Genomic DNA, 25,266 nt, shown 5'->3' on the forward strand with positions numbered 1-25,266 from the left:
TGCGAGGCCCCGAGCATAGGCGGCAGAGCAGACGCACGGCGACGATCATTCACCAGCCGTATAGGTGTGCCTCCAGCCTCGTTGGGCCGGCGCAAACGAAACCGCCGCCCGGAGGCGGCGGTTTCGAGTACGAGGCGACAGCGGTCAGACAGTGTCGGTCTTGATCACATGGTCGCCCAGGAGGCCGTTGAGCACAGCCTGGGTATCGCCCGACGAGAGCACGCCGTTGCCCGCATGGCCGGCATACTTGGCGGACAGATCGACGTTGGCCAGGTCGATGGTCTGGGTCACTGGGCCGGTGCCGGTGGGCATGACGCCAATGCTGGTGGTGCCGGAGGTCACCGAGAAGTTCAGGTAGTGCGCCAAGGACGAAGCCGTGGCGGCCTCCCCCTGCAACAGGTCGGTGAGGTTCAGCGTGTCACCTTCGGCGATGTTGAAATCCTTGATCACATCGTGGCCGGTGTCGCCCGCCTTCCAGATGAACTCATCCGCGCCGGTGCCGCCGTACATGATGTCGTCGCCGGGACCGCCAATCAGCTTGTCATTGCCGCCCTGGCCGAACATCAGGTCATTGCCCGCCCCGCCTTCGAGGATGTCATTGCCGCCAATGCTATCGCCTACGGCACTGAGCTCCGGGGCGTGCGCGGCGATGTAGTTGAGCAATTGCGCGGTGGACGGCGCCGTGCCGCCATTGGTGGCGGTCAGGTAGTCCACCAGTCCCTGGAGACCGGCACCGTTGTGAGTGCCCGCGGCATGGCCTGCCCAGCTCAGGTTATCGGTGTTGATGGAGTCGCCGAAGAGGATATCGTTGCCTGCACCGCCCACCAGGTGGTCATTCCCGAGCGGCTGCGCTGTACCTCCCTTGTCCCCCACCAGCACATCGCTGCCGTTGCCGCCCACGATATCGCCGCTCTTGTCGGCATCGGTCGGATTCGGAATGGTGTGCTGGGCCGTCGAGGTGCCGCTGTCGCTGTCATTGCTACCCACCACCAGCAGGGTCGGGGTATTCATTTCCAGGCCAAGATTCAGGTTGGCATGGTCGCCATCGCCATCAGTGACGCCAACACCGAAGTTAAGCGCCAGGTCCGGCGGCAGCACGGCGCGGTCGGCGGACAGGGTCTGGACCCGGTAATCGCCATCGCTGCTGCCCAGTATCACCGTACTGAATCCGCTCTCCACCAGTTGGGCAGCCGAACCGGTGACGAAATGCCCATTGGTCAACAGGTTCCAGGTCGTGGTGTCGCCCTCCCCGGTACCGGCCGGCGGTACGAAGGTGCCGGTGGCCAGCAGCGCCCCGGCCGCACTCAGCACGCTCCAAGTGAGGGTGTCGCCGGTAGAGAGCTTCTGAACCTTGAAGCTCGCGTTATAGACGGTATCGCTGAAGGCGATGTTGAGTTGCTCACCGGTATCGATCGTGTTGTTGTCAATCCCCATACCATTGGTTGACGGGTTCACCAAGTGACCGGTGGTGGTGGTGAAGGTTGCGCTGAGTCCGGACGACGTCAGGGTGAACGAAGGTGCCGGCCCACTGGCAACGATCTTGGTCAGGTCATACCCCACCTGGGCAGTCGGCCGCGAATTGACCACATCGAAGCTGTAGCTGCCGTCGCCATTGACCTGGAGCGTGAAGAAGGGCTTGTTGCCGGCATCCAGTGCAGTCAACAGGGAGCCGCCACCCGCCAGGCTGGTGACCACGTAGTGCAGGCCGCTGGGCGCGGTGTTGCCGCTGAGGTCGAAGCCCCCGGGACCGTCGGCACCGAAGTTGACGTCCAGGATGCCGTCCAGGTGGAAGCCTTTAGCATCGAAGACGTTCTGGATGGGCGGCAGCATGTTCACCGAGGGGCCGTCATCGGCGAAGGTCACTTTGCCGCCAAGGTCGAGGTTAGTGGAGGAGGTGGAGGTGTCACCGTCGAAGTCGGTGATGCTGGCGGTACCGTGCAACTGCACCAGGCCCGTATTGAGCATGGCCTGTTGGCTGTCATAGTTGCTGTCGCTGCCCGGCAGCGCATGGTCGATTGCGCTGTTCTGGGTCAGGGTGACTACCCCGGTACTGCTGTTCGCCGAGAGCGAGAAGACGGTATTGCCGGCGCTCACCGCCCCAAGGCTGTTGGCGGTGCTGCCGACGACCTGGCCACCGATGGTGTAGAGGTAAATTGCCGCGCCGCCACTGCTCAGCCCGGAGAAACTTCCCTGCGTCACGCCTGCACTCAATTGAAGTGCGTAGGTCCAACTCACCGCCGAGGCCGGGCTGTCGGCACCCGCACTCTGCTGGGTGACGGTGAAGGCACCGGAGAAGTCGGCCGTATCGTGGTCGGAGTTGGCACCGATGGTCAGGGCATCATGGGTTTCCAGCGCATCGATCTGAGCGTTGCTCAAGCCAACGCTGATGCTCGGACCATCGTCGTCGAAGGTGACCTTGCCACCCAGGTCAAGGCTCTTCGTGGCGTTGGCCTTGTCACCGTCAAAGTCAGTGATGCTCGCGGTGCCCTGCAGGCTCACCAGGTTGCTGCCCAGGGATATCTGCAGGTCACTGCCCGGCTTGGGATGATCGAGTTCGGAATACTGGGTCAGGGTCACCTTGCCGCTGCCGTCGACGCTGAGGCCGAACACGGTGTTACCGGCGGTCACGCCAGCCTGGGTGCTCGCCGTGCTGCCCACCACCTGATTGCCGATCTGGTACAGGTAGATGGTCTGCCCACCGCTGGTCAGGCCCGAGGAGGTCCCCGCGCCGACATCCAGGTGCACGGCATAGGTCCAGCTCACTGCCGAGGCTGGAGTGTCGGCACCGGCATTTTGCTGGGTGACGGTGAAGGCACCGGAGAAGTCGACCGTATCGTGGTCGGAGTTGGCACCGATGGTCAGGGCATCATGGGTTTCCAGTGCATCGATCTGAGCGTTGCTCAAACCTACGCTGATGCTCGGACCGTCGTCATCGAAGGTGACCTTGCCACCCAGGTCAAGGCTCTTCGTGGCGTTGGCCTTGTCACCGTCAAAGTCGGTGATGCTCGCGGTGCCCTGCAGGCTCACCAGGTTGCTGCCCAGGGAGATCTGCAGGTCGCTGCCCGGCTTGGGATGATCGAGTTCGGCGTACTGGGTCAGGGTCACCTTGCCGCTGCCGTCGACGCTGAGGCCGAACACGGTGTTGCCGGCGGTCACGGTACCCTGAGTGCTCGCCGTGCTGCCCACCACCTGATTGCCGATCTGGTACAGGTAGATGGCCTGCCCGCCGCTGGTCAGGCCCGAGGAGGTCCCCGCGCCGACATCCAGGTGCACGGCATAGGTCCAGCTCACTGCCGAGGCTGGAGTGTCGGCACCGGCATTTTGCTGGGTGACGGTGAAGGCACCGGAGAAGTCGACCGTATCGTGGTCGGAGTTGGCACCAATGGTCAGGGCATCATGGGTTTCCAGCGCATCGATCTGAGCGTTGCTCAAGCCAACGCTGATGCTCGGACCATCGTCGTCGAAGGTGACCTTGCCACCCAGGTCGAGGCTCTTCGTGGCGCTGGCCTTGTCACCGTCAAAGTCGGTGATGCTCGCGGTGCCCTGCAGGCTCACCAGGTCGCTGCCCAGGGAAATCTGCTGGTCACTGCCCGGCTTGGGATGATCGAGTTCGGCGTACTGGGTCAGGGTCACCTTGCCGCTGCCGTCGACGCTGAGGCCGAACACCGTGTTGCCGGCAAGCACACCGCCCTGGGTAGTGGCCGTGCTGCCCACCACCTGATTGCCGATCTGGTACAGGTAGATGGTCTGCCCACCGCTGGTCAGGCCCGAGGAGGTCCCCGCGCCGACATCCAGGTGCACGGCATAGGTCCAGCTCACTGCCGAGGCTGGAGTGTCGGCACCGGCATTTTGCTGGGTGACGGTGAAGGCACCGGAGAAGTCGACCGTATCGTGGTCGGAGTTGGCACCGATGGTCAGGGCATCATGGGTTTCCAGCGCATCGATCTGAGCGTTGCTCAAACCTACGCTGATGCTCGGACCGTCGTCATCGAAGGTGACCTTGCCACCCAGGTCGAGGCTCTTCGTGGCGCTGGCCTTGTCACCGTCAAAGTCGGTGATGCTCGCGGTGCCCTGCAGGCTCACCAGGTTGCTGCCCAGGGAGATCTGCAGGTCACTGCCCGGCTTGGGATGATCGAGTTCGGCATATTGGGTCAGGGTCACCTTGCCGCTGCCGTCGACGCTCAGGTCGAACACCGTGTTGCCGGCAAGCACACCGCCCTGGGTAGTGGCCGTGCTGCCCACCACCTGATTGCCGATCTGGTACAGGTAGATGGCCTGCCCACCGCTGGTCAGGCCCGAGGAGGTCCCCGCGCCGACATCCAGGTGCACGGCATAGGTCCAGCTCACTGCCGAGGCCGGAGTGTCGGCACCGGCATTTTGCTGGGTGACGGTGAAGGCACCGGAGAAGTCCACCGTATCGTGGTCGGAGTTGGCACCGATGGTCAGGGCATCATGGGTTTCCAGCGCATCGATCTGAGCGTTGCTCAAGCCAACGCTGATGCTCGGACCGTCATCATCGAAGGTCACCTTGCCGCCCAGGTCGAGACTGGCGGTGGAAGTGGCCTTGTCGCCGTCGAAGTCGGTGATGCTCGCGGTGCCCTGCAGGCTCACCAGGTCGCTGCCCAGGGAAATCTGCTGGTCACTGCCCGGCTTGGGATGATCGAGTTCGGCGTACTGGGTCAGGGTGACCTTGCCGCTGCCGTCGACACTCAGGCCGAACACGGTGTTGCCGGCGGTCACGCCAGCCTGAGTGCTCGCCGTGCTGCCCACCACCTGCGTGCCGATCTGGTACAGGTAGATGGTCTGGCCGCCGCTGGTCAGGCCGGAGGCGGTGCCGCCCGCCACGTCCAGATGCATGGCATAGGTCCAGCTCACTGCCGAGGCAGGGATGTCGGCGCCAGCGATTTCCTGGGTGATGGTGAAGGCACCGGAGAAGTCCACCGTATCGTGGTCGGAGGCATCGCCAATAGTCAGCGCGTCATGGGTTTCCAGACTGCCGACCTGAGCATCACTGAGGCTGATGTTGCTGCTCGGGGTGTCGTCGTCGAAGGTCACCTTACCGCCCAGGTCAAGACTGGCGGTGGAGGTGGCCTTGTCACCGTCGAAGTCGGTGATGCTCGCTGTACCCTGCAGGCTCACCAGGTCGCTGCCCAGGGAGATCTGTTGATCATGGTCGGGCTGGGTATGATCGATAGCAGCGTACTGGGTCAGGGTCACCTTGCCGCTGCCGTCAACGCTCAAGCCGAACACGGTGTTGCCGGGGGTCACACCCGCCAAGGTGCTGGAGGTGCTACCCACTACCTGCGTGCCAACCTGGTACAGGAAGATGGCCTGGCCACCGCTGCTCAGACCGGAAGCGGTGCCGCCCGCCACGTCCAGGTGCACAGCATAGGTCCAGCTCACTGCCGAGGCCGGAGTATCGGCACCGCTGTTCTGCTGGGTGATGACGAAGGCACCGGAGAAGTCGGTCGTCGCAGTGTCGGAGGCGTTACCAATGGTCAGATGATCATGGGTTTCCAGGTTACCGATCTCGGCATTGCCGAGGCCCACGCTGATGCTCGGACCATCGTCGTTGAAGGTCACCTTGCCGCCCAGGTCGAGACTGGCGGTGGAGGTGGCCTTGTCGCCGTCGAAGTCGGTGATGCTCGCGGTGCCCTGCAGACTCACCAGGTCGCTGCCCAGGGAGATCTGCTGGTCACTGCCCGGCTTGGGATGATCGAGTTCGGCATATTGGGTCAGGGTGACCTTGCCGCTGCCGTCGACACTCAGGCCGAACACGGTGTTGCTGGTATCCACCGCACCTTGGGTGCTGGCCGTGCTGCCCACCACCTGATTGCCGATCTGGTACAGGTAGATGGTCTGCCCACCGCTGGTCAGGCCGGAGGCGGTGCCGCCCGCCACGTCCAGATGCACGGCATAGGTCCAGCTCACCGCCGAGGCCGGAGTATCGGCGCCGCTGCTCTGCTGGGTGACCGTGAAGGCGCCGGAGAAGTCCACGGTATCGTGGTCGGAGGCATTGCCGATAGTCAGCGCGTCCTGGGTTTCCAGGTCAGCGATCTGTGCGCCACTGAGATCGGCGGTAATGCTCGGGCCATCGTCGTTGAAGGTCACCTTGCCGCCCAGGTCGAGACTGGCGGTGGACGTGGCCTTGTCGCCGTCGAAGTCGGTGATGCTCGCGGTGCCCTGCAGGCTCACTAGGTCGCTGCCCAGGGAGATCTGCTGGTCACTGCCCGGCTTGGGATGATCGAGTTCGGCGTACTGGGTAAGGGTCACCTTGCCGCTGCCGTCGACGCTGAGGCCGAACACGGTGTTGCCGGCGGTCACGGTACCCTGAGTGCTCGCCGTGCTGCCCACCACCTGATTGCCGATCTGGTACAGGTAGATGGTCTGCCCTCCGCTGGTCAGGCCCGAGGAGGTCCCCGCGCCGACATCCAGATGCACGGCATAGGTCCAGCTCACCGCCGAGGCCGGAGTATCGGCACCGCTGCTCTGCTGGGTGATGGCGAAGGCACCGGAGAAATCGGTTGTATCGCTGTCGGAAGCGTTACCGATGGTCAGGTGATCATGGGTTTCCAGACCGCCGACCTGGGCATTGCTGAGACCCACGCTGATGCTCGGACCGTCGTCATCGAAGGTCACCTTGCCGCCGAGATCCAGGCTCGCCGTAGAGGTGGCCTTGTCGCCGTCGAAGTCGGTAATGCTCGCCGTGCCTTGCAGGCTCACCAGGTCGCTGCCCAGGGAGATCTGCTGGTCACTGCCCGACTTGGGATGGTCGAGTTCGGCGTACTGGGTCAGGGTGACCTTGCCGCTACCGTCGACACTCAGGCCGAACACGGTGTTGCCGGCGGTCACGCCAGCCTGAGTGCTCGCCGTGCTGCCCACCACCTGATTGCCGATCTGGTACAGGTAGATGGTCTGCCCACCGCTGGTCAGGCCGGAGGCGGTGCCGCCCGCCACGTCCAGATGCACGGCATAGGTCCAGCTCACCGCCGAGGCCGGAGTATCGGCACCACTGCTCTGCTGGGTGATGGCGAAGGCACCGGAGAAATCGGTTGTATCGCTGTCGGAGGCGTTACCGATGGTCAGGTGATCATGGGTTTCCAGGTTACCGATCTCGGCATTGCCGGGGCCAACGTGGATGCTAGGGCCGTCGTCATGGAAGGTCACCTTGCCGCCCAGGTCGAGACTGGCGGTAGAGGTAGCCTTGTCACCGTCGAAGTCGGTGATGCTGGCAGTGCCCTGCAGGCTGACCAGACCGGTATCAAGGGAAATCTGCTGATCATGCCCCGGCTGGGTATGGTCGAGTTCGGCGTATTGGGTCAGGGTCACCTTGCCGCTGCCGTCGACGCTGAGGCCGAACACAGTGTTGCCGGGGGTCACGCCAGCCAGGGTGCTGGCCGTGCTGCCCACCACCTGGTTGCCAACCTGATACAGGAAGATGGCCTGGCCGCCGCTGGAAAGCCCCGAAGCGCTGCCACCGGGAACGTCCAGGTGCACGCTGTAGCTCCAGCTCACCGCCGAGGCCGGGGTGTCGGCGCCGCTGCTCTGCTGGGTGATGGTGAAGACGCCGGAGAAGTTGGCCGTAGAACTGTCCGAAGCGCCGCCGATGGTCAGCGCATCATGGGTCTCCAGAGCCCCCGCCTGCGCACCATTGACGCCAACGCCAATGCTTGGGCGATCGTCGCTGAAGGCCACCTTGCCACCGAGATCGAGGCTTGCCGAAGAGGTGGCCTTGTCACCGTCGAAGTCGGTGATGCTGGCGGTGCCCTGCAGGCTGACCAGACCGGTATCGAGAGAGATCTGCTGATCATGGCCCGGCTTGGGATGATCGAGTTCGGCGTACTGGGTCAGGGTGACCTTGCCGCTACCGTCGACACTCAGGCCGAACACGGTGTTGCCGGCGGTCACGCCAGCCTGAGTGCTCGCAGTGCTGCCCACCACCTGATTGCCGATCTGATACAGGTAGATGGCCTGGCCGCCGCTGGAAAGCCCCGAAGCGCTGCCACCGGGAACGTCCAGGTGCACGGCATAGGTCCAGCTCACCACCGAGGCCGGAGTGTCGGCACCGCTGCTCTGCTGGGTGATGGTGAAGGCACCGGAGAAGTCGGCCGTGGAGCTGTCGGAAGCGCTACCGATGGTCAGCGCATCATGGGTAACCAGGGCTCCCACCTGCCCCTCGCCAAGGCCGATCACAATGCTCGGACCATCATCGGCGAAGCTCACGCGGCCACCCAGGTCCAGCGTACTGGAGGACGTAGCGGTGTCGCCGTCACGGTCGGTGACCACCACCGTGCCCTGCAACTGCACCAGGCCCAGGTCGAGCACGGCGTGCTGGCCGGCGAAGTTGGCGTCGCTGCCCGGCTGTGCATGGTCGATCGCGCTGAACTGGGTCAGGGTGACCACGCCGGTGCTGCCGTTCACCGACAGCGAGAAGATGGTGTTCGCCGCAGAGACACCGGCCACGCTGGCGGAGGTGGACGCCACGATCACGCCGCCGATGCTGTGCAGGAAGATGGCGGCGCCGCCGCTGGTCAATCCGGAGTTGCTGCCGTCGGCGCCGGCCAGATGGAGGCTGTAGCTCAGCACGGTGCTGCCGGCACCGTCGGCGCCGTAGTTGGCATTGACCTGGAAGGCCGCGCTGAAATCGGCGCTGTTGCTATCGGACGCAACGCCCAGGGTAGCGGCGTCGTGGGTCAGCAACGCGCCGTCCACCCCACCGTTGGCGGAAAGCGCAGCACTCGGCAGGGCGTCGACGATACCGACGGCCAGGTTGCTGGTGCTGGTGCCTCCAGTGCCGTCAGTGATGGTGTAGGGCACGTTGAGGGTCAGGGTGTCCTGCCCCGCCCCCGGATGGTCCACCGGCTGCAGCAGGGTGAGTTCGAAGGCGCCGGTGTTGATGTTGGTCAGCGTCAGGGTGAACACCGGAGTGCCGTTGGCACTGGCGGTGAGCGTATGGCCATCGGCGCTGACGGTGTAGGTCAGCGGCACGCCGCCGGACGTCAGGTTGGGCAGGCCGGCCGTGCCCCAGGTGAAACCGCCGACGCCATTGGAGCCGAAGTCGTAGTTCAGACTGCCGCCCTGAGTCGCGCCACCGGGGCCGCCCAAGGCATTTTCACCGATGCTGATGGCACCGGGACCGGAGCTGGACGCCTCATCGAGCGGCGCGGCAACGCGGTCTTGCGGGAACAATGGGCCCCAGGTGATCGGGCCGGTAGGGAAACCGATCTCCGGGCCGACATGCCCGGCAACCTCGGTCAGGAGTACGAAGGAGTGCCCACCGCCCGGCTGCCCGTTGGCACCGCCGGCAGTACCGGCACTCGGGCCGGCGGCGGTGGCTTCGGCTGCCTTGGTCGGGTCCACGCCAGCGGCGATTGCCGCTTGCAGGGCCTTCACATCAGTGATGTCCTGCTTGGTCGGTGTCGCGGGCTGCTGGGTGACAGCCTGCTGTTGCTGGCCGTCCTGCGAGTGGTGGGCTGCAGACTGCAGCTGCGCGGTCATGGGAAGGGAGCTGTCGCGCCCGAGGGTGATTTCGCCGCCGCCGGCGATTTTCAACACTACAGAGCCATGGGCACCGGTGACCAGCTGTTCACCAACGAACACCTTGTCTCCCTGGCTCAAAGGACGACGCGATCCATCGGCGGCTACCGCAAACACTTCGCCGACCACTTTACTGACGACACCCATCAACGTAGCCATGAGTCCTTCCTCCGCTCCACTGCCTGAACCGGTTCCACCGGCATGCAGCTATCCGAAACAGGCCAAGGCACGCTTGTGTATTCGGATGCGCGAAGAAAGTTGCGAAGGTGGCGAAAAGGACTGGTGGCGTCTCAGCATCAAAAAGCCAGCGACATTTTTTTGTCACTACGACGACGCTTTTTCGTGTCCTTCTGCTGTAGTCCCCGCCCTAACTGCTCCAAACCGTACCTGGCTTCGTTTACAAGCACCGTCCTCGCCCATACCCGGGAAATACCGGGGCTTGCAGGCTTAAACAATGTGCTGCTTTTCAGATGTCTCATAAGATTTTTTCTGAATAAGTCTTGTGAAAAATTCTTCTGAGCTGTTTGGAAAGTTGTTCTTAGCTGTGATGTTACAGGCGTGAAACGCTTGATAAGAGAAAAAAGCCAAAAAATTGGCGACTCAAAGGGCATCACAGGTAAGAGAACGCTAGGAGCAAAGCCATGCGCAGTCGTAACGCGGCACTATGGAGCGGTGTATTTATCGCAGCATCATGCGCCCATGGGCAGGCCATGACACTGACCGAGGCTATACAAAGCACACTGCAATACCACCCGGAAATCAGCCAGAGCGTAAACAGCCGCCTGACTGCGGACGAGGAACTGAAGTTTGCCAGGGGTGGCTATCTTCCAACCGTCGACCTTCTGCTCGGCTACGGCCGGGAGAACACCGACAGTCCCTCCACCCGCGCCCAGGGCGACCACAATGACGAAACCATGAACCGCGGCGAGTCCGAAATCCGCCTGCGGCAGATGCTGTTCGACGGTTTCGGCACTCCCAACGAGGTCAAGCGCAACGAGGCCAACGTCAACTCCAAGGCCTTCCGTATCCTCGGCACCTCGGAGAACGCCGCCCTGCGCACCGTCGAGGTCTACCTCGACGTGCTCAAGCGCCGCGAGATGGTGGCGCTGGCGAAGAACAACCTGCAGGCCCACGAACGCATCGGTGACCAGATCCGCCTGCGCAGCGAGCGTGGCGTCGGCAGCACCGCCGACAACGACCAGGCCATCGCCCGTCTGGCCCTGGCGCAGAACAACCTCTACACCGAAGAGGTGAACCTGGCCGATGCCGAAGCCAGCTTCTATAGCGCCACCGGACGGATGCCGGACCAGCTGGAGTCTCCCTCCACCGTCAAGGCGGAAGTACCGCCGGACCTGCTGGCGGCACGGCAGAACATGCTCAGCGACAACCCGCTGCTCAAATCCGCCCAGGCCGACGTGAACGCCGCCGAAGCCCAGTACGAGGCCGCCAAGGCGCCCTTCTACCCGCGCTTCGACGCCGAACTGGCCAAGAGCGCCAACAACAACATCGACGGCGAGGAAGGCCATTTCAACCAGTGGCAAGCCCAGGTGGTGATGCGCTACAACCTGTTCAACGGGATGCGCGACAAGGCCCACCTGAACGCTACCTCGCATGAGATCAACGAGGCCCAGGACATCCGCAACAACGCCCTGCGCCTGATCAACGAGAACCTCTCGCTGGCCTGGGACGCGATGGAGAACGCCAAGAAACAGACCCAGCCGGCCCGCGAATACGCCGACTACACCCGCAAGGTGCGTGAGGCGTACCAGCAGCAGTTCACCCTCGGCCAGCGCACCCTGCTCGACCTGCTGGACAGCGAGAACGAACTGTTCACCGCCAACCGCCGCTATACCGAGGTCCGCTACACCGAGGAGTACTCGATGTACCGCGTGCTCGCCAGCATGGGTTACCTGCTCAAGTCCCAGCACGTGGTGGCGCCGCACGAAGCCGTGGCCCTCACGGATGTGAAGAACGAGGCACGCCTGCCTGATCTGAAATAAGAAAGTCGCACACGGCCGCCCTCCGTACCCCCGTGCCATCCGGCACCGGGGTGGCGGTCGTGAAGCGATACGACAGAGGGCGCGGAACCGTCGTGCGGCGATAGGCCGGCACCCCGCGGGGGGCGACCGGCGGCGACTGGGCCCGGGAGGAAGTAGCGTGACCATGATCATCCAGGAGCGCGGCGTACCCGCGCCCGGCGACCCACGCCTGAGCCATGACGACCCTCTGCTCGACGGTCTGCTGATCCTCTGCCGCCTGCACGGCTGCACGGTCAGCCGCAACACCCTGGCCGCCGGCCTGCCGCTGCCCGACCAGCGCCTGTCCGCCAGCCTGCTGCCCCGTGCGGCGGCTCGCGCCGGGCTGCAAGGCCGCCTGCTGCGCCGTGAACTGAAGAGCATCTCCAGCCTCAACCTGCCGGTGCTGCTGCTGCTCAACGACGGCCGCAGCGCCGTGCTGCGCCAATGGCGCGACGACGGCCAGGCGCTGATCCTGCCCTGCGAGACCGAAGGTGGCGAGCAGTCCGTCGGCGCCGAAGAACTGGCCGCCCAGTACAGCGGCCAGGCCCTGTTCGCCCGCCCGCGCCACGAACTGGAGGCCGCGCGCAAACCGCTGGTGCCGCGGGTGGAAGCCTGGTTCCGCGACACCCTCGGGCTGTCGCGCTGGCTGTATACCGACGCCCTGGTGGCCAGCCTGCTGATCAACCTGCTGGGCATGCTGGTGCCGCTGTTCGTCATGCAGACCTATGACCGCGTGGTGCCCAACCAGGCGCTCTCGACGCTCTGGGTGCTGGCCGCCGGTCTGCTGCTGGGGACGATGTTCGAACTGCTGCTGCGGGTACTGCGTTCCAACCTGCTGGACATGGCCGGCAAGAAGACTGACGTGGTGCTCTCGGCGACCCTGTTCGAACGCATCACCGGCATGTCGATGGTGGCCAAGCCCGAGACGGTCGGCGGCTTTGCCCAGAGCATCCATGACTTCCAGGGCCTGCGTGAATTCCTCACCGCGCTGACCCTGACCAGCCTGATCGACCTGCCCTTCTCGCTGCTGATGATCCTGGTCATCGGCCTGCTCGGCGGCTGGCTCATCGCGATCCCGCTGCTGGCCTTCCCGATCACCATCGTCTTCGCCCTGATCATCCAGAGCCGCCTGCGCGACACGGTGCAGAAGAGCCTGACCCTGGGCGCCGAGCGCCAGGCACTGCTGATCGAAACCCTCGGTGGCCTGGAAACCCTCAAGGCCTGCGGCGCCGAGAGCGAGCGCCAGTACCGCTGGGAAAGCACCCACGGCGCCCTCGCCCGCCTGGACAACCACGCCCGCTTCCTCTCCGCCCTGGCCACCAACGGCACCCTGTTCCTGCAGCAGTTCGCCGGCTTGGCGATGATCTGCGCCGGGGTCTACAGCATTCTCGACGGCAACCTCAGCGTCGGCGCGCTGGTCGCCAGCTACATGCTCAACAGCCGCGTGCTCGCCCCACTGGGGCAGATCGCCGGGCTGATCACCCGCTACCAGCAGGCGCGCCTGACCATGACCAGCACCGACGCGCTGATGGCCCTGCCGCAGGAGCGCCAGCCGCGCCAGCGTCCGCTGGAACGCACGCAACTGCACGGCGCCCTGGAAGTCCGCCAGCTCAGTTTCAGCTACCAGGGCCAGACCACCCCCGCCCTGAACCACATCAGCCTGCGCCTGGCGCCCGGCGAGAAGGTCGGCATCATCGGCAAGAGCGGCTCCGGCAAGAGCACCTTCGGCCGCCTGCTGATGGGTTTCTACCAGCCCGACGAAGGACAGATCCTGCTCGACGGCCTGGACCTGCGGCAGATCGACGTCGCCGACCTGCGCCAGCAGATCGGCTACGTCGCCCATGACCTGCCGCTGCTGGCCGGCAGCCTGCGCGACAACCTCACCCTCGGCGCACGCTACATCAGCGATGCGCGGATGCTGGAAGTGGCCGAGCTGACCGGGGTCAGCGAGCTGGCCCGGCAGCACCCGGCCGGCTTCGACCGTCCGGTGGGCGAGCGTGGCCAACTGCTCTCCGGTGGCCAGCGTCAGGCCGTGCTGATGGCTCGTGCCATGCTGCTCGACCCGCCGATCCTGCTGCTGGACGAGCCCACCAGCGCCATGGACAACAGCAGCGAGGAAATCCTCCGCAAGCGTCTCCACGAAGCCTGCCGCGACAAGACCCTGCTGCTGGTCACCCACCGTACCTCGATGCTCAGCCTGGTCGACCGCCTGCTGGTGCTCGACAGCGGCCGCATCGTCGCCGACGGGCCGAAAGACGCGGTCATCGAAGCATTGCGCAAGGGCCACGTTGGCCCGGCAGCGGGGTAATCGCCATGCAGTTCTCCCAATCGATCCGCGACTACCTCGGCGGCAACGGCGCCCGCGACACTGAGTTCATGCCCGAGGTCCAGGGCACCTTGCTGGAAGACTCGCCCAACGCCACCCGCATCACCCTCTGGGCAGCCTTCGCCCTGCTGGTGGTGGCCATCGTCTGGGCCTATTTCGCCGACATCGAGGAAGTGACCAAGGGCGAAGGCAAGGCCATCCCCTCCTCCAAGGTGCAGACCATCCAGAACCTGGAAGGCGGCATCGTCTCGGAAATCTTCGTTCGCGAAGGCCAGGTGGTGAACAAGAACCAGCCGCTGCTGCGCCTGGACGACACCCGCTTCGTCTCCAACAAGGGCGAAACCGAAGCCGACCGCAACTCCCTCGAAGCCCGCGTCGAGCGCCTGAGCGCAGAAGCCGAAGGCCGCGAACCGGTGTTCACCGATGCGCTGAAGAAAGACGCTCCACAGGTGGTGGAAGACCAGCTGGCCCTCTACCAGACCCGCCAGCAGCGCCAGAACAGCGAGCAGAACATCCTCCAGGAACAGCTGCGGCAGAAGAGCCAGGAACTCCAGGAGTTCCGCGCCAAGCAACAGCAGTACCGCTCGAGCCTCGGCCTGGTGCAGCAGGAGATCAACATGTCCGAGCCGTTGGTGAAAAGCGGCGCCGTCTCTCCCGTGGAGCTGCTGCGCCTGCGCCGCAGCGCCGTGGAGATCAACGGCGACCTCAACGCCACCAGCCTGGCCATTCCCCGCGCGGAAGCGGCGGTGAACGAAATCCAGCGCAAGGTCGAGGAGTCGAAGCTGGGCTTTCGCAGCGACGCGCTGAAGGAGCTCAACGAAGTCCGTACCGACTTCAACAAACTCACCGCCACCAGCCGCGCCATCGACGACAAGGTCAATCGCACCCTGGTGGTCTCGCCCATGCGCGGCATCGTCAAGCAGCTCAAGGTCAACACCATCGGCGGCGTGGTGCAGCCGGGCAGCGACATGATCGAAATCGTCCCGCTGGAGGACAACCTGCTGGTGGAAGCGCGGGTGCGCCCGCAGGACATCGCCTTCCTCCACCCCGGGCAAAGCGCCACGGTGAAATTCACCGCCTACGACTACACCATCTACGGCGGGCTCAAGGCCAAGCTGGAGCTGATCAGCGCCGACACCATCACCGACGACAAGGGCAACAGCTTCTATCTGATCCAGGTGCGCACCGACAAGAACCACCTGGGCACCGACGCCAAGCCGCTGCTGATCATCCCCGGCATGGTGGCGACGGTGGACATCATCACCGGTGAGAAGAGCGTGCTCGATTACATCCTCAAGCCGGTGCTCAAGGCTCGGTGGGAAGCGTTGCGGGAGCGGTGAGACATACTTTCGCGAGCAAGCTCGCTCCTACATGAAGAGCACCGTCACCTGTAGGAGCGAGCTTGCTCGCGAACCCTCCATCACTCGTCCCCTCGCCAATGCGCTCCCGGTCCCTCCTCCGCCAGCCGATCCCCCGGATTGCGCAGCGGGCAAGCCTCCATCGACAGACAACCGCAGCCGATACAGCCGTCCAGCTGATCGCGCAACAACAGCAATTTCTCGATCCGCTCATTCAGATCATCCCGCCAGCGCGCCGACAATCGCGCCCAGTCCGCCGCCGTCGGGCTGTGGCCCCTGGGCAGTGAATCCAGCGCCGCGGCAATTTCCCCCAGGGGAATGCCAACCCTTTGCGCGACCTTGATCACCGCCACCCGCCGCAGCGTGTCGCGCGGATAACGACGCTGGTTGCCGGCATTGCGGCTGCTGCTGATCAGCCCCTTGGCCTCGTAGAAATGCAGGGCCGAAACCGCCACGCCAGCGCGCCTGGCCAGCTCGCCGACACTCAGCTCCCGATGGAGCGAACAGGAAGAAGATTCTTTCATGGGCTATTGACCTCAACTTAAGTTGAGGTTTTACCCTCGCCGGGCATTCGGTTCAAGACAGGAGCCAAGAACCATGACCCAGCCCAGCCTGACCCACACCTGCGTGGACAATCCGCATTTCGTCCTGCAGATCGAGATCGGCGTGACGCCGCAGCAGCGCGCACAGATCGCCGCGAAACTGGGTGACTACCTGGAGCATCTCCAGCAACTCTTCCACCAGCGCCCCGGCTACCTCACCAGCGAACTGCACGCCGAAGGCGAACCGCAACGCCTGGTCGGCCGCCTGCACTGGCGCCGCCGGGAAGACTGGGAAGCCGCCTGGGATTGCCGCAGCACCGCCAGTGACCTGTTCGCCGACAGCCTGCTCAAGCTCGGTGCGCGGAGTATTCGATTCGGCAGCGGGGAGACCGGGATGGAGCACCCGCTGTGAACAGCCGATAGCGGCGAAGGATTTCCGCCCTGCGCGCGGAATCGCTCCCACGGTACCGGGACCCGGCGGCGCATTTTTTGTAGGAGCGAGCTTGCTCGCGAACCGCCCGAACACCGAAATGGCCGGCGAATCCGTTCGCGAGCAAGCTCGCTCCTACACAGAGCCACCCGGCAGGCTCATGTGCAACAACGGGAACGGTCGCCCCTCCCCATCGGTGGGCGAACATCCGGTCTGCACGAAGCCGTAGTGCAGATAGAACCCCACCGCCTGCGGGTTCTGCTCATTGACGTCGACACTCAGCGAGTCGCGCGACTCGCGCAGGAAATCGAGCAGCCGGGTGCCGATGCCCTGGCCGCGCACCTTGGGATCGATGAAGAGCATTTCCACATGGTTCTCGTTGAGCCCGATGAAGCCCAGCGGCTGGTCGTCGCTGTCCACCGCCACCCACACCTCGACGGCGGGCAGGTACAGGTCGCGGACCTGCGGCAGCAGCGCGTCGATATCCGACGCCTGGAGGAAGTGATGGGTGGCGCGCACGGCGCGCAGCCAGATGTCGAGCAGGCGCGGATTGTCCGCGGCGATGCGTTGGCGAATGAGCATGAAATCATCCCGATTCAGCTGATCAACAAGGAATAGCACGCCAGCAGTGGGCGGCCGTAGGAGCGTCGGCAGCATGAATGCCCGCTTCGCGATTCAACGCCTGGGCGGAGCACGGCAGAGGCAGCCGGAAAAGAAGGGACGTCGATCCTAACCAGCCTTTCCCGGCGGGTAAAGCCTCACTCGCGGTGCCAGCGCCAGCCGTCTTCCCTGCACTCCAGGCGCGCCTCCAGTTCCAGCCGGGCAAGGAACGCGTCGTCGTGGGAGACCACCAGCAGCGCCCCCCTGTATTGCCGCAGCAGGGTCTCCAGCGCCTCGCGGGACGCCAGGTCCAGGTGGTTGTCCGGCTCGTCCAGCAACAGCAGCTGCGCCGGTTGTTCCGCGTAGATTTCGCACGCCAGCGCCGCCTTCAATCGCTCGCCGCCGCTCAGCACGCCGGCCGGCTGATCGACCCGCGCGGCGGGCAATCCCAGTTGCGCCAGTCGCGTGCGCAGCACGGACTGCCCCACCACTCGATTGCGCGCCTGCAGTTGCTCCAGCACCGAGCGCCCGGGCAGCAGCGCCGTCAGATGCTGATCCAGATAGGCACCGCGCACCTTCACCTCGCACGCACCGGACACGGGGCTCAGCTGGCCGGCCACAATCCTGAGCAAGGTCGACTTGCCGCTGCCATTGCCTCCGATCACCGCCACGCGGCGCGGCCCCATGAGTTGCAGATCCAGCGGCGCGGCATTGCCGAACGGCAAGCGTACCGCCTCCAGCGAGAGTACGCCGCGCTGCTCGGGCAGCTCGCAGTCCGGTGCGTTGAGCACCACCTCGACCGCCTCGCGCAGCTGCCCGAATGCCTCCCGCACCTCGCGCGCCAGCTGCTCGCGGCGATCGCCGTGCTGGGTGTTCAGGCGGGCGATGCTGGCCTGACTACGCTCCTTTTGCCGGTCGACGAGGATCTTCGCCTGGTTGGCCTCACGCGCTTCCTTCCGTCCTTTTGCCTGCCGATGTTCCTGGCGCTCGCGCTGCTCCTGCATCGCCCGTAGCTGCCGGTCGCGCTCCAGCTTGCGGTGCTGCAATTGGCGCTGCGCGTTGTCCTGCTCCTGCTGGCGAACGTCGCGATAGAAGCCGTAGCCGCCGGCGTAGCTGCGCAGCCCGGCGCAAGACAGTTCGACGATGCGCGGCAGGTCGTCCAGCAGCAGGCGGTCATGACTGATCAGTACCACCCCGCCGCGCCAGCGCTGCAACTGTTCACGAAGCGCTTCGCGCCCGGCACGGTCGAGGTGGTTGCTCGGCTCGTCGAGGATCAACCAGTCCGCTCCGCTGAGCCAGGCGCCGAGCAGCGCGACCCGCGTGCACTCGCCGCCGCTCAGTTGTGCGGCCGGCGTGTCGGGTCGCAGGTGCCCAAGTCCGCTGACTGCCAACTCGGCCTCCAGGCGCGCGCAGATATCCCAGCGCCCGTCGAGGCACTCGAAATCGGTGGGGTCGACGCCGCCTGCCTCGACCCGCGCCAGCGCATCCAGCAAGGGCTGTACGCCGGCAAGATCGGCCACGCTGCGAAACGCCTGCGGTTCGATGCGTTGTGGCAGGTAATGCGCAGGCCCCGAACGCAGGCAGCGCCCGCCGCTGGGCTGCAGCTGGCCGGCCATGATGCGCGCCAGCACGGACTTGCCCGCGCCATTACGCCCGACCAGCGCGGTGCGGCGATCGTCGAAGGTTTCGTTGAGGTCGCTCAGCAGCGGTTCGCCACTGGGCAGATGGAACGAGACGCCGTGCAGCGCCAGGGTGAGAGGGCTCGTCATATGCCATCCAGATTGATGCCGGAAATCCCCCAGGCAGAACCCGGGACGGAAACGGGCCGTGAAACCACGGCGGCATCAATTGCGCATCGGACGAACACCTCGCGAAGTGAAATGAGGGTGCAGTATAACAATCCTGCGCCCGTGGCAGGAACGCCGGCCTGCCGGCCGGTTCGCGGGCATGGCCCGCTCCTACGAGATCAAGAGCCCCTCACCCTAACCCTGGCTGCGCGCCCCGCTCCTCAAGCGGGAGAGGGGACCGTCCGGTGCAGGATGAAACCATGACGTCAGCTGGCACGATCTGCCCCCTCTCCCTCTGGGAGAGGGCTGGGGTGAGGGGGCGTGTCGGCACAGATTGTCCAGAAGAAGACAGTTGCTCCTGCAAGAGACGCGCGGTGCCAAATTGTAGGAGCGTGCCATGCACGCGATGGCGGACAAGGTCCGCCGTTGTCAGGATGAAGGACGCGGCCCGTGATTACGCTGGAAGATCTCCTCTCCCATCGCGGCAATCTGCCCTTCGATCAGCGCATCGAACGGACGCAGCAGTTCGGCATGGGACTGCGGCGCATCCAGCGCATCGAGGGCATGCACCACCGCCTCGATGGTCGACAGCGCGCCTTCGGCCGGCGCCTTGCGCAGGCGATAGCGCGAGGTCAGCCCCTCCGGCAGGACGACTCGCGGGAGCGCTGCAAGATCGGGGTTGAGGTGCAACAGCTTGCGCGCCTTGCGCCAGGTGCCGTCGGGCACCACCAGCAGGCGCGGTTTATCCACAGGCCGCGCCGCCACTTCGGCAAGCGTGACGGCAGACTCGCCAGGGAACAACAGCCAGGCATCCCAGCCCGACAGGTCCAACCCGCTGAAGTCCTCCCCCACCAGCAACTCCGCATTGGCCAGGCCGAGCGCCGCCAGCCGCGCGGTGTTCAGCGCATGGCCGACCTCGCTCGGGTGCTGCAGCAGGAGCACACGGGTGCGGTTGTCCAGATGCGGGATCAGCGCGCACAGACAGTGCGTCAAAGGGCGCTCGCAACGCGGGCAGCGGGCGCGGCTCATGGCGTGTTCGGCTGCGTACGCAGCAGGTCGCGGAAGTTCTGGATCAGCGGCTCGCGGGAGCGGCCGCGACGCAGGATCAGGGAGAACGGTGCCTGGTAGCCGAAGGTGGTCGGCAGCAAGGCCCGCAGGCGGCCCTGCTCCACCCAGGGGTGGGCGTAGTGCTCGGGCAGGTAGCCGATGTAGCCGCCGGAGAGGATCAGGATCAGCTGCGCCTCCATACTCTCCACGGTGCCGGCACTGTGCTTGAAGCCGTGCCGCGCCAGCTCCGCCTGGCTCCAATAGCCGCGGCCGACCATGCGCTGCTGGGTGATCAGCTCGGCGGGAATGCGCCGGCCATCGAACAGCGGGTGGCGGTCGCTGCAGTACAACCAGTGCTGCTCCCTATAGAGAGGCTGGTAGACCAGGCCGTTCATCCGGCTGAAGAAGGAGCCGATGGCCAGGTCCAGGCGGTTGTCCAATACCGCCAGCTGCAACTCGTAGGGGCTCTGCACCTGCAGGTGCAGGTGCACCGCCGGGTGCAGGCTGCTGAAAGAGCCGATGACGTCGGCCAGCGGCAACGCCGGGTCGCTCACGGTGGAGTCCAGCACGCCGAGGTTCAGGGTGCCACGCAGCTCACCTTTCAAGGTTGCCGCATAACGCTCGAAGCCTTCCAGTTCACCGAGGATGCGCAGGGTTTCCTGGTAGAACAGCTCGCCTTTGCTGGTCAGCCCGAAGCCGCCACGGCCGCGGTGGCAGAGCACGATGCCCAGCTGGTTCTCCAGCTGGCTCATGTAGGTGCTGATCGCCGAGGTCGACAGGTTCAGCTCCTGCTGGGCGGCGGCGAAGCCCTGGCTGCGCACCACGCAGGCAAAGATCCGCAGCAGCTTGATGTCAGGCAATGCACTGGCGGTCATGTGGACTCCGTAAAACGGCGGCAAAGCCGCTCTAGTTCAGTACTTTCTGCACCAGCGAAACGAACGATAGCAAGCTGCCTATCGATCCGCAGGTCAGGTCCCATGCGCCCGGCAACCCTACCCCTGCGACGAGGTGGCGCAGTCTAGCGCTCAGGGAAAGTTTAGAAAACTCTGAACTGATTATTTGTAGCCAGCGATTTTTCCCACTACCCAACCTGATGAGAATCCGACCTCAGTATCAACAAGCCTGTTTCCACGAAGACAGCGATCAGCCTGAGGCCCTCCCCATGGACAAGAAACTTCACCAGCCCCTGGGCGGTAACGAAATGCCGCGTTTCGGCGGCATCGCCACCATGATGCGCCTGCCGCATATCCAGTCCCCCGAAGAGCTCAACGAGCTCGATGCCGCCTTCGTCGGCGTGCCCCTGGACATCGGCACCTCCCTGCGCTCCGGCACTCGTTTCGGGCCGCGCGAAATCCGCGCCGAATCGGTGATGATCCGTCCGTACAACATGGCCACCGGCGCCGCGCCGTTCGACTCGCTGAACATCGCCGACATCGGTGACGTGGCGATCAACACCTTCAACCTGCTGGAAGCCGTGCGCATCATCGAGGAAGCCTACGACGGCATTCTCGACCGCGGCATCATCCCGCTGACCCTGGGTGGCGACCACACCATCACCCTGCCGATCCTGCGTGCCATCCACAAGAAGCACGGCAAGGTCGGCCTGGTGCACATCGACGCCCATGCGGACGTCAACGATCACATGTTCGGCGAGAAGATCGCCCACGGCACCACCTTCCGCCGCGCGGTGGAAGAAGGCCTGCTCGACTGCGACCGCGTGGTGCAGATCGGCCTGCGCGCCCAGGGCTATACCGCCGAAGACTTCAACTGGAGCCGCAAGCAGGGCTTCCGCGTGGTGCAGGCCGAAGAGTGCTGGCACAAGTCGCTGGCCCCGCTGATGGCTGAAGTACGCGAGAAAGTCGGCGGCGGCCCGGTTTACCTGTCCTTCGACATCGATGGTATCGACCCCGCCTGGGCGCCCGGTACCGGCACCCCGGAAATCGGTGGCCTGACCACCATCCAGGCCATGGAAATCGTGCGTGGCTGCCAGGGCCTGGACATCATCGGTTGCGACCTGGTGGAAGTCTCCCCGCCCTACGACACCACCGGCAACACCTCGCTGCTCGGCGCCAACCTGCTGTACGAAATGCTCTGCATCCTCCCGGGCGTAGAGCGCCGCTAAGCGCGCGAGACCACCGATGAACAACGATGCCTGCGTAGCACAGGTGTTGGAGGCTGCCCGCGATCTCGTGGCAGCCTTCGCGCGCACCGACACCGAGGCCTACTTCGCGGCCTTCAGCGAAGACGCCAGCTTCATCTTCCACACCTGGCCGCAGCCGCTGCTGTCGCGCGCGGCGTATCGCGAGGTGTGGGAAGGCTGGCTGCGTGACGATGGCTTCGAAGTCCTCGAATGCCAATCCAGCAATACCTTTGTCAGCCTGCAGAGTGACGATGTGGCCGTGTTCTGCCACGACGTCGCCACGCGGCTGCGCATCCAGGGAGAGGAAAGCCTGAACCACGAACGGGAGACCATCGTCTTCCGCCGTGATCCGAAACAAGGCCGCTGGCTGGCCACGCACGAGCACCTGTCACCGTCTCCGACGCCATAAAGACAGGGCATCCCGGGAGGAAGTCATGGATAACAAGAACAACGCACACGCCATTACAACGATCGAGACATTCGGGGTCGAGCAGATCCCGGATCACGAACGTAACGCCACGCCCACCGATCTGTTCCGCATGATCTTCGGCGGCGCCAACACCTTCGCCACCGCTGTGCTCGGCAGCTTCCCGGTTCTGTTCGGGCTGTCGTTCCAGGCGGGCGTCTGGGCCATCGTCCTCGGCGTGCTGGTCGGTTCGCTGATCCTCGCCCCCATGGGCCTGTTCGGCCCGCTCAACGGCACCAACAACGCGGTCTCCTCGGGCGCCCACTTCGGCGTGCACGGGCGGATCGTCGGCTCGTTCCTGTCGCTGCTCACCGCCGTGGCCTTCTTCTCCCTCTCCGTATGGAGCTCGGGCGATGCGCTGATCGGCGGCGCCAAGCGCCTGTTCGACCTGCCGGAAACCGACCTGACCCTGGGCCTGGCCTACGGTCTGTTCGCCGTGCTGGTGCTGATCGTCTGCATCTACGGCTTCCGCTTCATGCTGATGGTCAACAAGATCGCCGTGTGGGCCGCGAGCCTGCTGTTCCTGCTCGGCCTGTTCGCCTTCTCCGGTCCTTTCGATGCCAGCTACGCCGGCACCGTGCAGATGGGCGGCGAAGGTTTCTGGGCCGCCTTCATCGGCGCCGCCCTGCTGGCCATGAGCAACCCGGTGTCGTTCGGCGCCTTCCTCGGTGACTGGGCGCGCTACATCCCGCGCGAAACCTCGCAGAAGCGCATCATGCTGGCGGTGATCTGCGCCCAGCTGGCGACCCTGATCCCGTTCCTGTTCGGCCTGGCCACAGCCACCATCGTCGCGGTCAACGCCCCGGACTACATCGCGCAGAACAACTACGTCGGCGGCCTGCTGGCGGTATCGCCGAGCTGGTTCTTCCTGCCGGTGTGCCTGATCGCGGTGATCGGCGGCATGTCCACCGGCACCACCTCGCTGTACGGCACGGGCCTGGACATGTCCAGCGTGTTCCCGCGCCTGCTCAACCGCGTACAGGCCACCCTGCTGATCGGCGTGCTGTCCATCGCCTTCATCTTCATCGGTCGCTTCGCCGCGAACCTGGTGCAGAGCGTGTCCACCTTCGCCGTGCTGATCATCACCTGCACCAGCCCCTGGATGGTGATCATGATCCTCGGCCTGGTGATTCGCCGTGGCTTCTACCACGCCGACGACCTGCAGGTGTTCACCCGTGGCCAGGAAGGCGGCGCCTACTGGTTCCACAACGGCTGGAACTGGCGCGGCATGGGTGCGTGGATCCCGAGCGCGGCCCTGGGCCTGTGCTTCGTCAACCTGCCGGGCCAGTTCGTCGGTCCCCTGGGCAACCTGGCCGGCGGCATCGACATCAGCCTGCCGGTCACCCTCGGCATGGCCGCCCTGCTCTACATCGCCCTGCTGCGCACCTTCCCGGAATCCGCCGGCGTGTATGGCCCCAAAGGCCCGCGCTGGGTAGGCAGCCATGATCGTCCGGTACTGGACATCAGCGAGCCGGCAGCCTGATCGACCGCCCGCCCGAGGCGGAGCGATACCCCAAAGCCCCATCGGACCGACCTCCGTCGGTCCGGTGAATCACCGCACGCCACAAGCGTGCGGCAACAATGACAATGCAAGTGTGAGGAGCCGATCATGGCCTTGGATATATTCGTTGTTCTGATCTATGCCGCCGGCATGTTGGTCCTGGGCTGGTACGGCATGCGCCGCGCCAAGACCCATGAGGAGTTCCTGGTGGCCGGTCGGAACCTCGGCCCGTCCTTCTACATGGGCACCATGGCTGCCACCGTACTGGGTGGCGCGTCCACCGTGGGCACCGTGCGCCTGGGCTACGTCCACGGCATCTCCGGCTTCTGGCTGTGCGCGGCCCTCGGCGCCGGCATCATCGCGCTGAACCTGTTCCTGGCCAAGCCGCTGCTCAAGCTGCGCATCTTCACCGTCACCCAGGTCCTGGAGCGTCGCTACAACCCGATGGCCCGCCAGGCTTCGGCAGTGATCATGTTCGCCTACGCCCTGATGATCGGCGTGGTCTCCACCCTCGCCATCGGCACCGTCATGCAGGTGCTGTTCGGTCTGCCGTTCTGGGTCTCCGTCCTGCTGGGCGGCGGCGTGGTCGTGGTGTACTCCACCATCGGCGGCATGTGGTCGCTGACCCTGACCGACATCGTGCAGTTCATCATCAAGACCGTCGGCCTGATGTTCGTGCTGCTGCCGATCTGCCTGTACCGCGTGGGCGGCTGGGATGAGCTGGTGGCGAAACTGCCGGCCAGTGCCTTCAGCTTCCACACCATCGGCTACGACACCATCATCACCTACTTCCTGATCTACTTCTTCGGCATCCTGATCGGCCAGGACATCTGGCAGCGCGTGTTCACCGCCCGCGATGAGAACGTCGCCAAGTACGCCGGCACCACCGCGGGCGTGTACTGCGTGATCTACGGTCTGGTCGGCGCCCTGATCGGCATGTGCGCCAAGGTGCTGCTGCCTGACCTGGACAACGTCAACAACGCCTTCGCCGCCATCGTTCAGTCCGCCCTGCCGGATGGCATCCGTGGCCTGGTGATCGCTGCCGCCCTGGCCGCCATGATGTCCACCGCCAGCGCCGGCCTGCTCGCCGCCTCCACCACCATCACCGAAGACCTGCTGCCCAAGCTGCGCGGCGGCAAGGAATCGAGCCTGGGCACCAGCCGCCTGTTCACCGCCCTGACCGGTCTGGTGGTACTGGCCATCGCCCTGGTAGTGAATGACGTGATCAGCGCCCTGACCCTGGCCTACAACCTGCTGGTAGGCGGCATGCTGATCCCGCTGATCGGTGCCATCTACTGGAAGCGCGCCACCACCGCCGGCGCCATCACCAGCATGGCCCTGGGCTTCATCACCGCCCTGGTGTTCATGCTCAAGGATGGCTTCGACGCCAACACCCCGATCTACTACAGTCTGGCCGTCGGCCTGGTCAGCTTCATCGTCGTCAGCCTGCTCTCGCCCCGCCCGGTTGCGGTCGCCGACGCAGCCTGATCGAGCACCACACAAAGAATGGGGCG

General features: G+C 65.0%; 14 protein-coding genes. 8 read left to right on the forward strand and 6 right to left on the reverse strand.

The annotated features are described in order from the left end of the window. Nucleotides 1-144 precede the first annotated feature (144 nt). Nucleotides 145-9,696 (reverse strand): retention module-containing protein, encoded by a 9,552-nt coding sequence (locus J5M67_RS10890; protein WP_207885326.1) that lies wholly within the window; start codon nt 9,694-9,696, stop codon nt 145-147. A gap of 482 nt (nt 9,697-10,178) precedes the next feature. Between J5M67_RS10890 and J5M67_RS10895 the strand changes: the two genes are divergently transcribed. From J5M67_RS10895 to J5M67_RS10905, 3 genes are all read left to right on the forward strand, one after another. Beyond that, a complete protein-coding gene (locus J5M67_RS10895) occupies nt 10,179-11,537 on the forward strand; it encodes a TolC family outer membrane protein (protein ID WP_207885327.1) in 1,359 nt (452 codons plus the stop codon). A 163-nt stretch (nt 11,538-11,700) separates the two neighbouring features. Next, nucleotides 11,701-13,863, forward strand: coding sequence for a type I secretion system permease/ATPase (locus J5M67_RS10900; protein ID WP_207885490.1), 2,163 nt, complete (start codon nt 11,701-11,703; stop codon nt 13,861-13,863). Nucleotides 13,864-13,868: 5 nt separating this feature from the next. Then, complete coding sequence (locus J5M67_RS10905) at nt 13,869-15,221, forward strand: HlyD family type I secretion periplasmic adaptor subunit (RefSeq protein ID WP_207885328.1); 1,353 nt, start codon at nt 13,869-13,871, stop codon at nt 15,219-15,221. Between the two features lie 80 nt (nt 15,222-15,301). On the opposite strand, the gene soxR is transcribed toward J5M67_RS10905, so the two are convergent. After that, entirely contained in the window at nt 15,302-15,763 is a 462-nt protein-coding gene (gene soxR / locus J5M67_RS10910) for a redox-sensitive transcriptional activator SoxR (protein ID WP_207885329.1), read from the reverse strand. Between the two features lie 73 nt (nt 15,764-15,836). On the opposite strand from soxR, the gene J5M67_RS10915 reads away from it, so the two are divergent. Further along, a complete protein-coding gene (locus J5M67_RS10915) occupies nt 15,837-16,193 on the forward strand; it encodes an antibiotic biosynthesis monooxygenase (RefSeq protein WP_207885330.1) in 357 nt (118 codons plus the stop codon). 153 nt (nt 16,194-16,346) lie between these two features. On the opposite strand, the gene J5M67_RS10920 is transcribed toward J5M67_RS10915, so the two are convergent. From J5M67_RS10920 to J5M67_RS10935, 4 genes are all read right to left on the reverse strand, one after another. Further along, entirely contained in the window at nt 16,347-16,793 is a 447-nt protein-coding gene (locus J5M67_RS10920; protein ID WP_207885331.1) for an acetyltransferase, read from the reverse strand. 176 nt (nt 16,794-16,969) lie between these two features. After that, entirely contained in the window at nt 16,970-18,580 is a 1,611-nt protein-coding gene (locus J5M67_RS10925; protein ID WP_207885332.1) for an ABC-F family ATP-binding cassette domain-containing protein, read from the reverse strand. Nucleotides 18,581-19,027: 447 nt separating this feature from the next. Beyond that, nucleotides 19,028-19,627 (reverse strand): tRNA-uridine aminocarboxypropyltransferase, encoded by a 600-nt coding sequence (locus J5M67_RS10930; RefSeq protein ID WP_207885333.1) that lies wholly within the window; start codon nt 19,625-19,627, stop codon nt 19,028-19,030. Then, nucleotides 19,624-20,520, reverse strand: coding sequence for a LysR family transcriptional regulator (locus tag J5M67_RS10935; protein ID WP_207885334.1), 897 nt, complete (start codon nt 20,518-20,520; stop codon nt 19,624-19,626). The genes J5M67_RS10930 and J5M67_RS10935 overlap by 4 nt, the downstream gene beginning before the upstream one ends. Before the next feature lie 287 nt (nt 20,521-20,807). On the opposite strand from J5M67_RS10935, the gene speB reads away from it, so the two are divergent. From speB to J5M67_RS10955, 4 genes are all read left to right on the forward strand, one after another. Continuing rightward, on the forward strand, nt 20,808-21,767 hold the full coding sequence (gene speB / locus J5M67_RS10940; RefSeq protein ID WP_207885335.1) for an agmatinase: 960 nt from the start codon (nt 20,808-20,810) through the stop codon (nt 21,765-21,767). 16 nt (nt 21,768-21,783) lie between these two features. Then, nucleotides 21,784-22,194, forward strand: a complete 411-nt coding sequence (locus J5M67_RS10945) for a nuclear transport factor 2 family protein (RefSeq protein ID WP_207885336.1) — start codon at nt 21,784-21,786, stop codon at nt 22,192-22,194. Nucleotides 22,195-22,219: 25 nt separating this feature from the next. Continuing rightward, nucleotides 22,220-23,734 (forward strand): cytosine permease, encoded by a 1,515-nt coding sequence (locus J5M67_RS10950; protein WP_207885337.1) that lies wholly within the window; start codon nt 22,220-22,222, stop codon nt 23,732-23,734. Between the two features lie 126 nt (nt 23,735-23,860). Next, nucleotides 23,861-25,240, forward strand: a complete 1,380-nt coding sequence (locus J5M67_RS10955) for a sodium:solute symporter (RefSeq protein WP_207885338.1) — start codon at nt 23,861-23,863, stop codon at nt 25,238-25,240. Nucleotides 25,241-25,266: the final 26 nt, after the last annotated feature.

It is taken from the genome of Pseudomonas sp. 30_B (genome assembly GCF_017491605.1).
In the GTDB taxonomy this organism is placed as follows: domain Bacteria; phylum Pseudomonadota; class Gammaproteobacteria; order Pseudomonadales; family Pseudomonadaceae; genus Pseudomonas.

Excerpts from the sequence above, each read along its gene's own strand:
- J5M67_RS10895 (WP_207885327.1), top strand. The coding sequence starts at position 10,179 with ATGCGCAGTCGTAACGCGGCACTATGGAGCGGTGTATTTATCGCAGCA.
- J5M67_RS10925 (WP_207885332.1), bottom strand. The coding sequence starts at position 18,580 with ATGACGAGCCCTCTCACCCTGGCGCTGCACGGCGTCTCGTTCCATCTG.
- soxR (WP_207885329.1), bottom strand. The coding sequence starts at position 15,763 with ATGAAAGAATCTTCTTCCTGTTCGCTCCATCGGGAGCTGAGTGTCGGC.
- J5M67_RS10900 (WP_207885490.1), top strand. The coding sequence starts at position 11,701 with ATGATCATCCAGGAGCGCGGCGTACCCGCGCCCGGCGACCCACGCCTG.
- J5M67_RS10955 (WP_207885338.1), top strand. The coding sequence starts at position 23,861 with ATGGCCTTGGATATATTCGTTGTTCTGATCTATGCCGCCGGCATGTTG.
- J5M67_RS10930 (WP_207885333.1), bottom strand. The coding sequence starts at position 19,627 with ATGAGCCGCGCCCGCTGCCCGCGTTGCGAGCGCCCTTTGACGCACTGT.
- speB (WP_207885335.1), top strand. The coding sequence starts at position 20,808 with ATGGACAAGAAACTTCACCAGCCCCTGGGCGGTAACGAAATGCCGCGT.
- J5M67_RS10920 (WP_207885331.1), bottom strand. The coding sequence starts at position 16,793 with ATGCTCATTCGCCAACGCATCGCCGCGGACAATCCGCGCCTGCTCGAC.
- J5M67_RS10890 (WP_207885326.1), bottom strand. The coding sequence starts at position 9,696 with ATGGCTACGTTGATGGGTGTCGTCAGTAAAGTGGTCGGCGAAGTGTTT.
- J5M67_RS10950 (WP_207885337.1), top strand. The coding sequence starts at position 22,220 with ATGGATAACAAGAACAACGCACACGCCATTACAACGATCGAGACATTC.
- J5M67_RS10905 (WP_207885328.1), top strand. The coding sequence starts at position 13,869 with ATGCAGTTCTCCCAATCGATCCGCGACTACCTCGGCGGCAACGGCGCC.
- J5M67_RS10935 (WP_207885334.1), bottom strand. The coding sequence starts at position 20,520 with ATGACCGCCAGTGCATTGCCTGACATCAAGCTGCTGCGGATCTTTGCC.
- J5M67_RS10945 (WP_207885336.1), top strand. The coding sequence starts at position 21,784 with ATGAACAACGATGCCTGCGTAGCACAGGTGTTGGAGGCTGCCCGCGAT.
- J5M67_RS10915 (WP_207885330.1), top strand. The coding sequence starts at position 15,837 with ATGACCCAGCCCAGCCTGACCCACACCTGCGTGGACAATCCGCATTTC.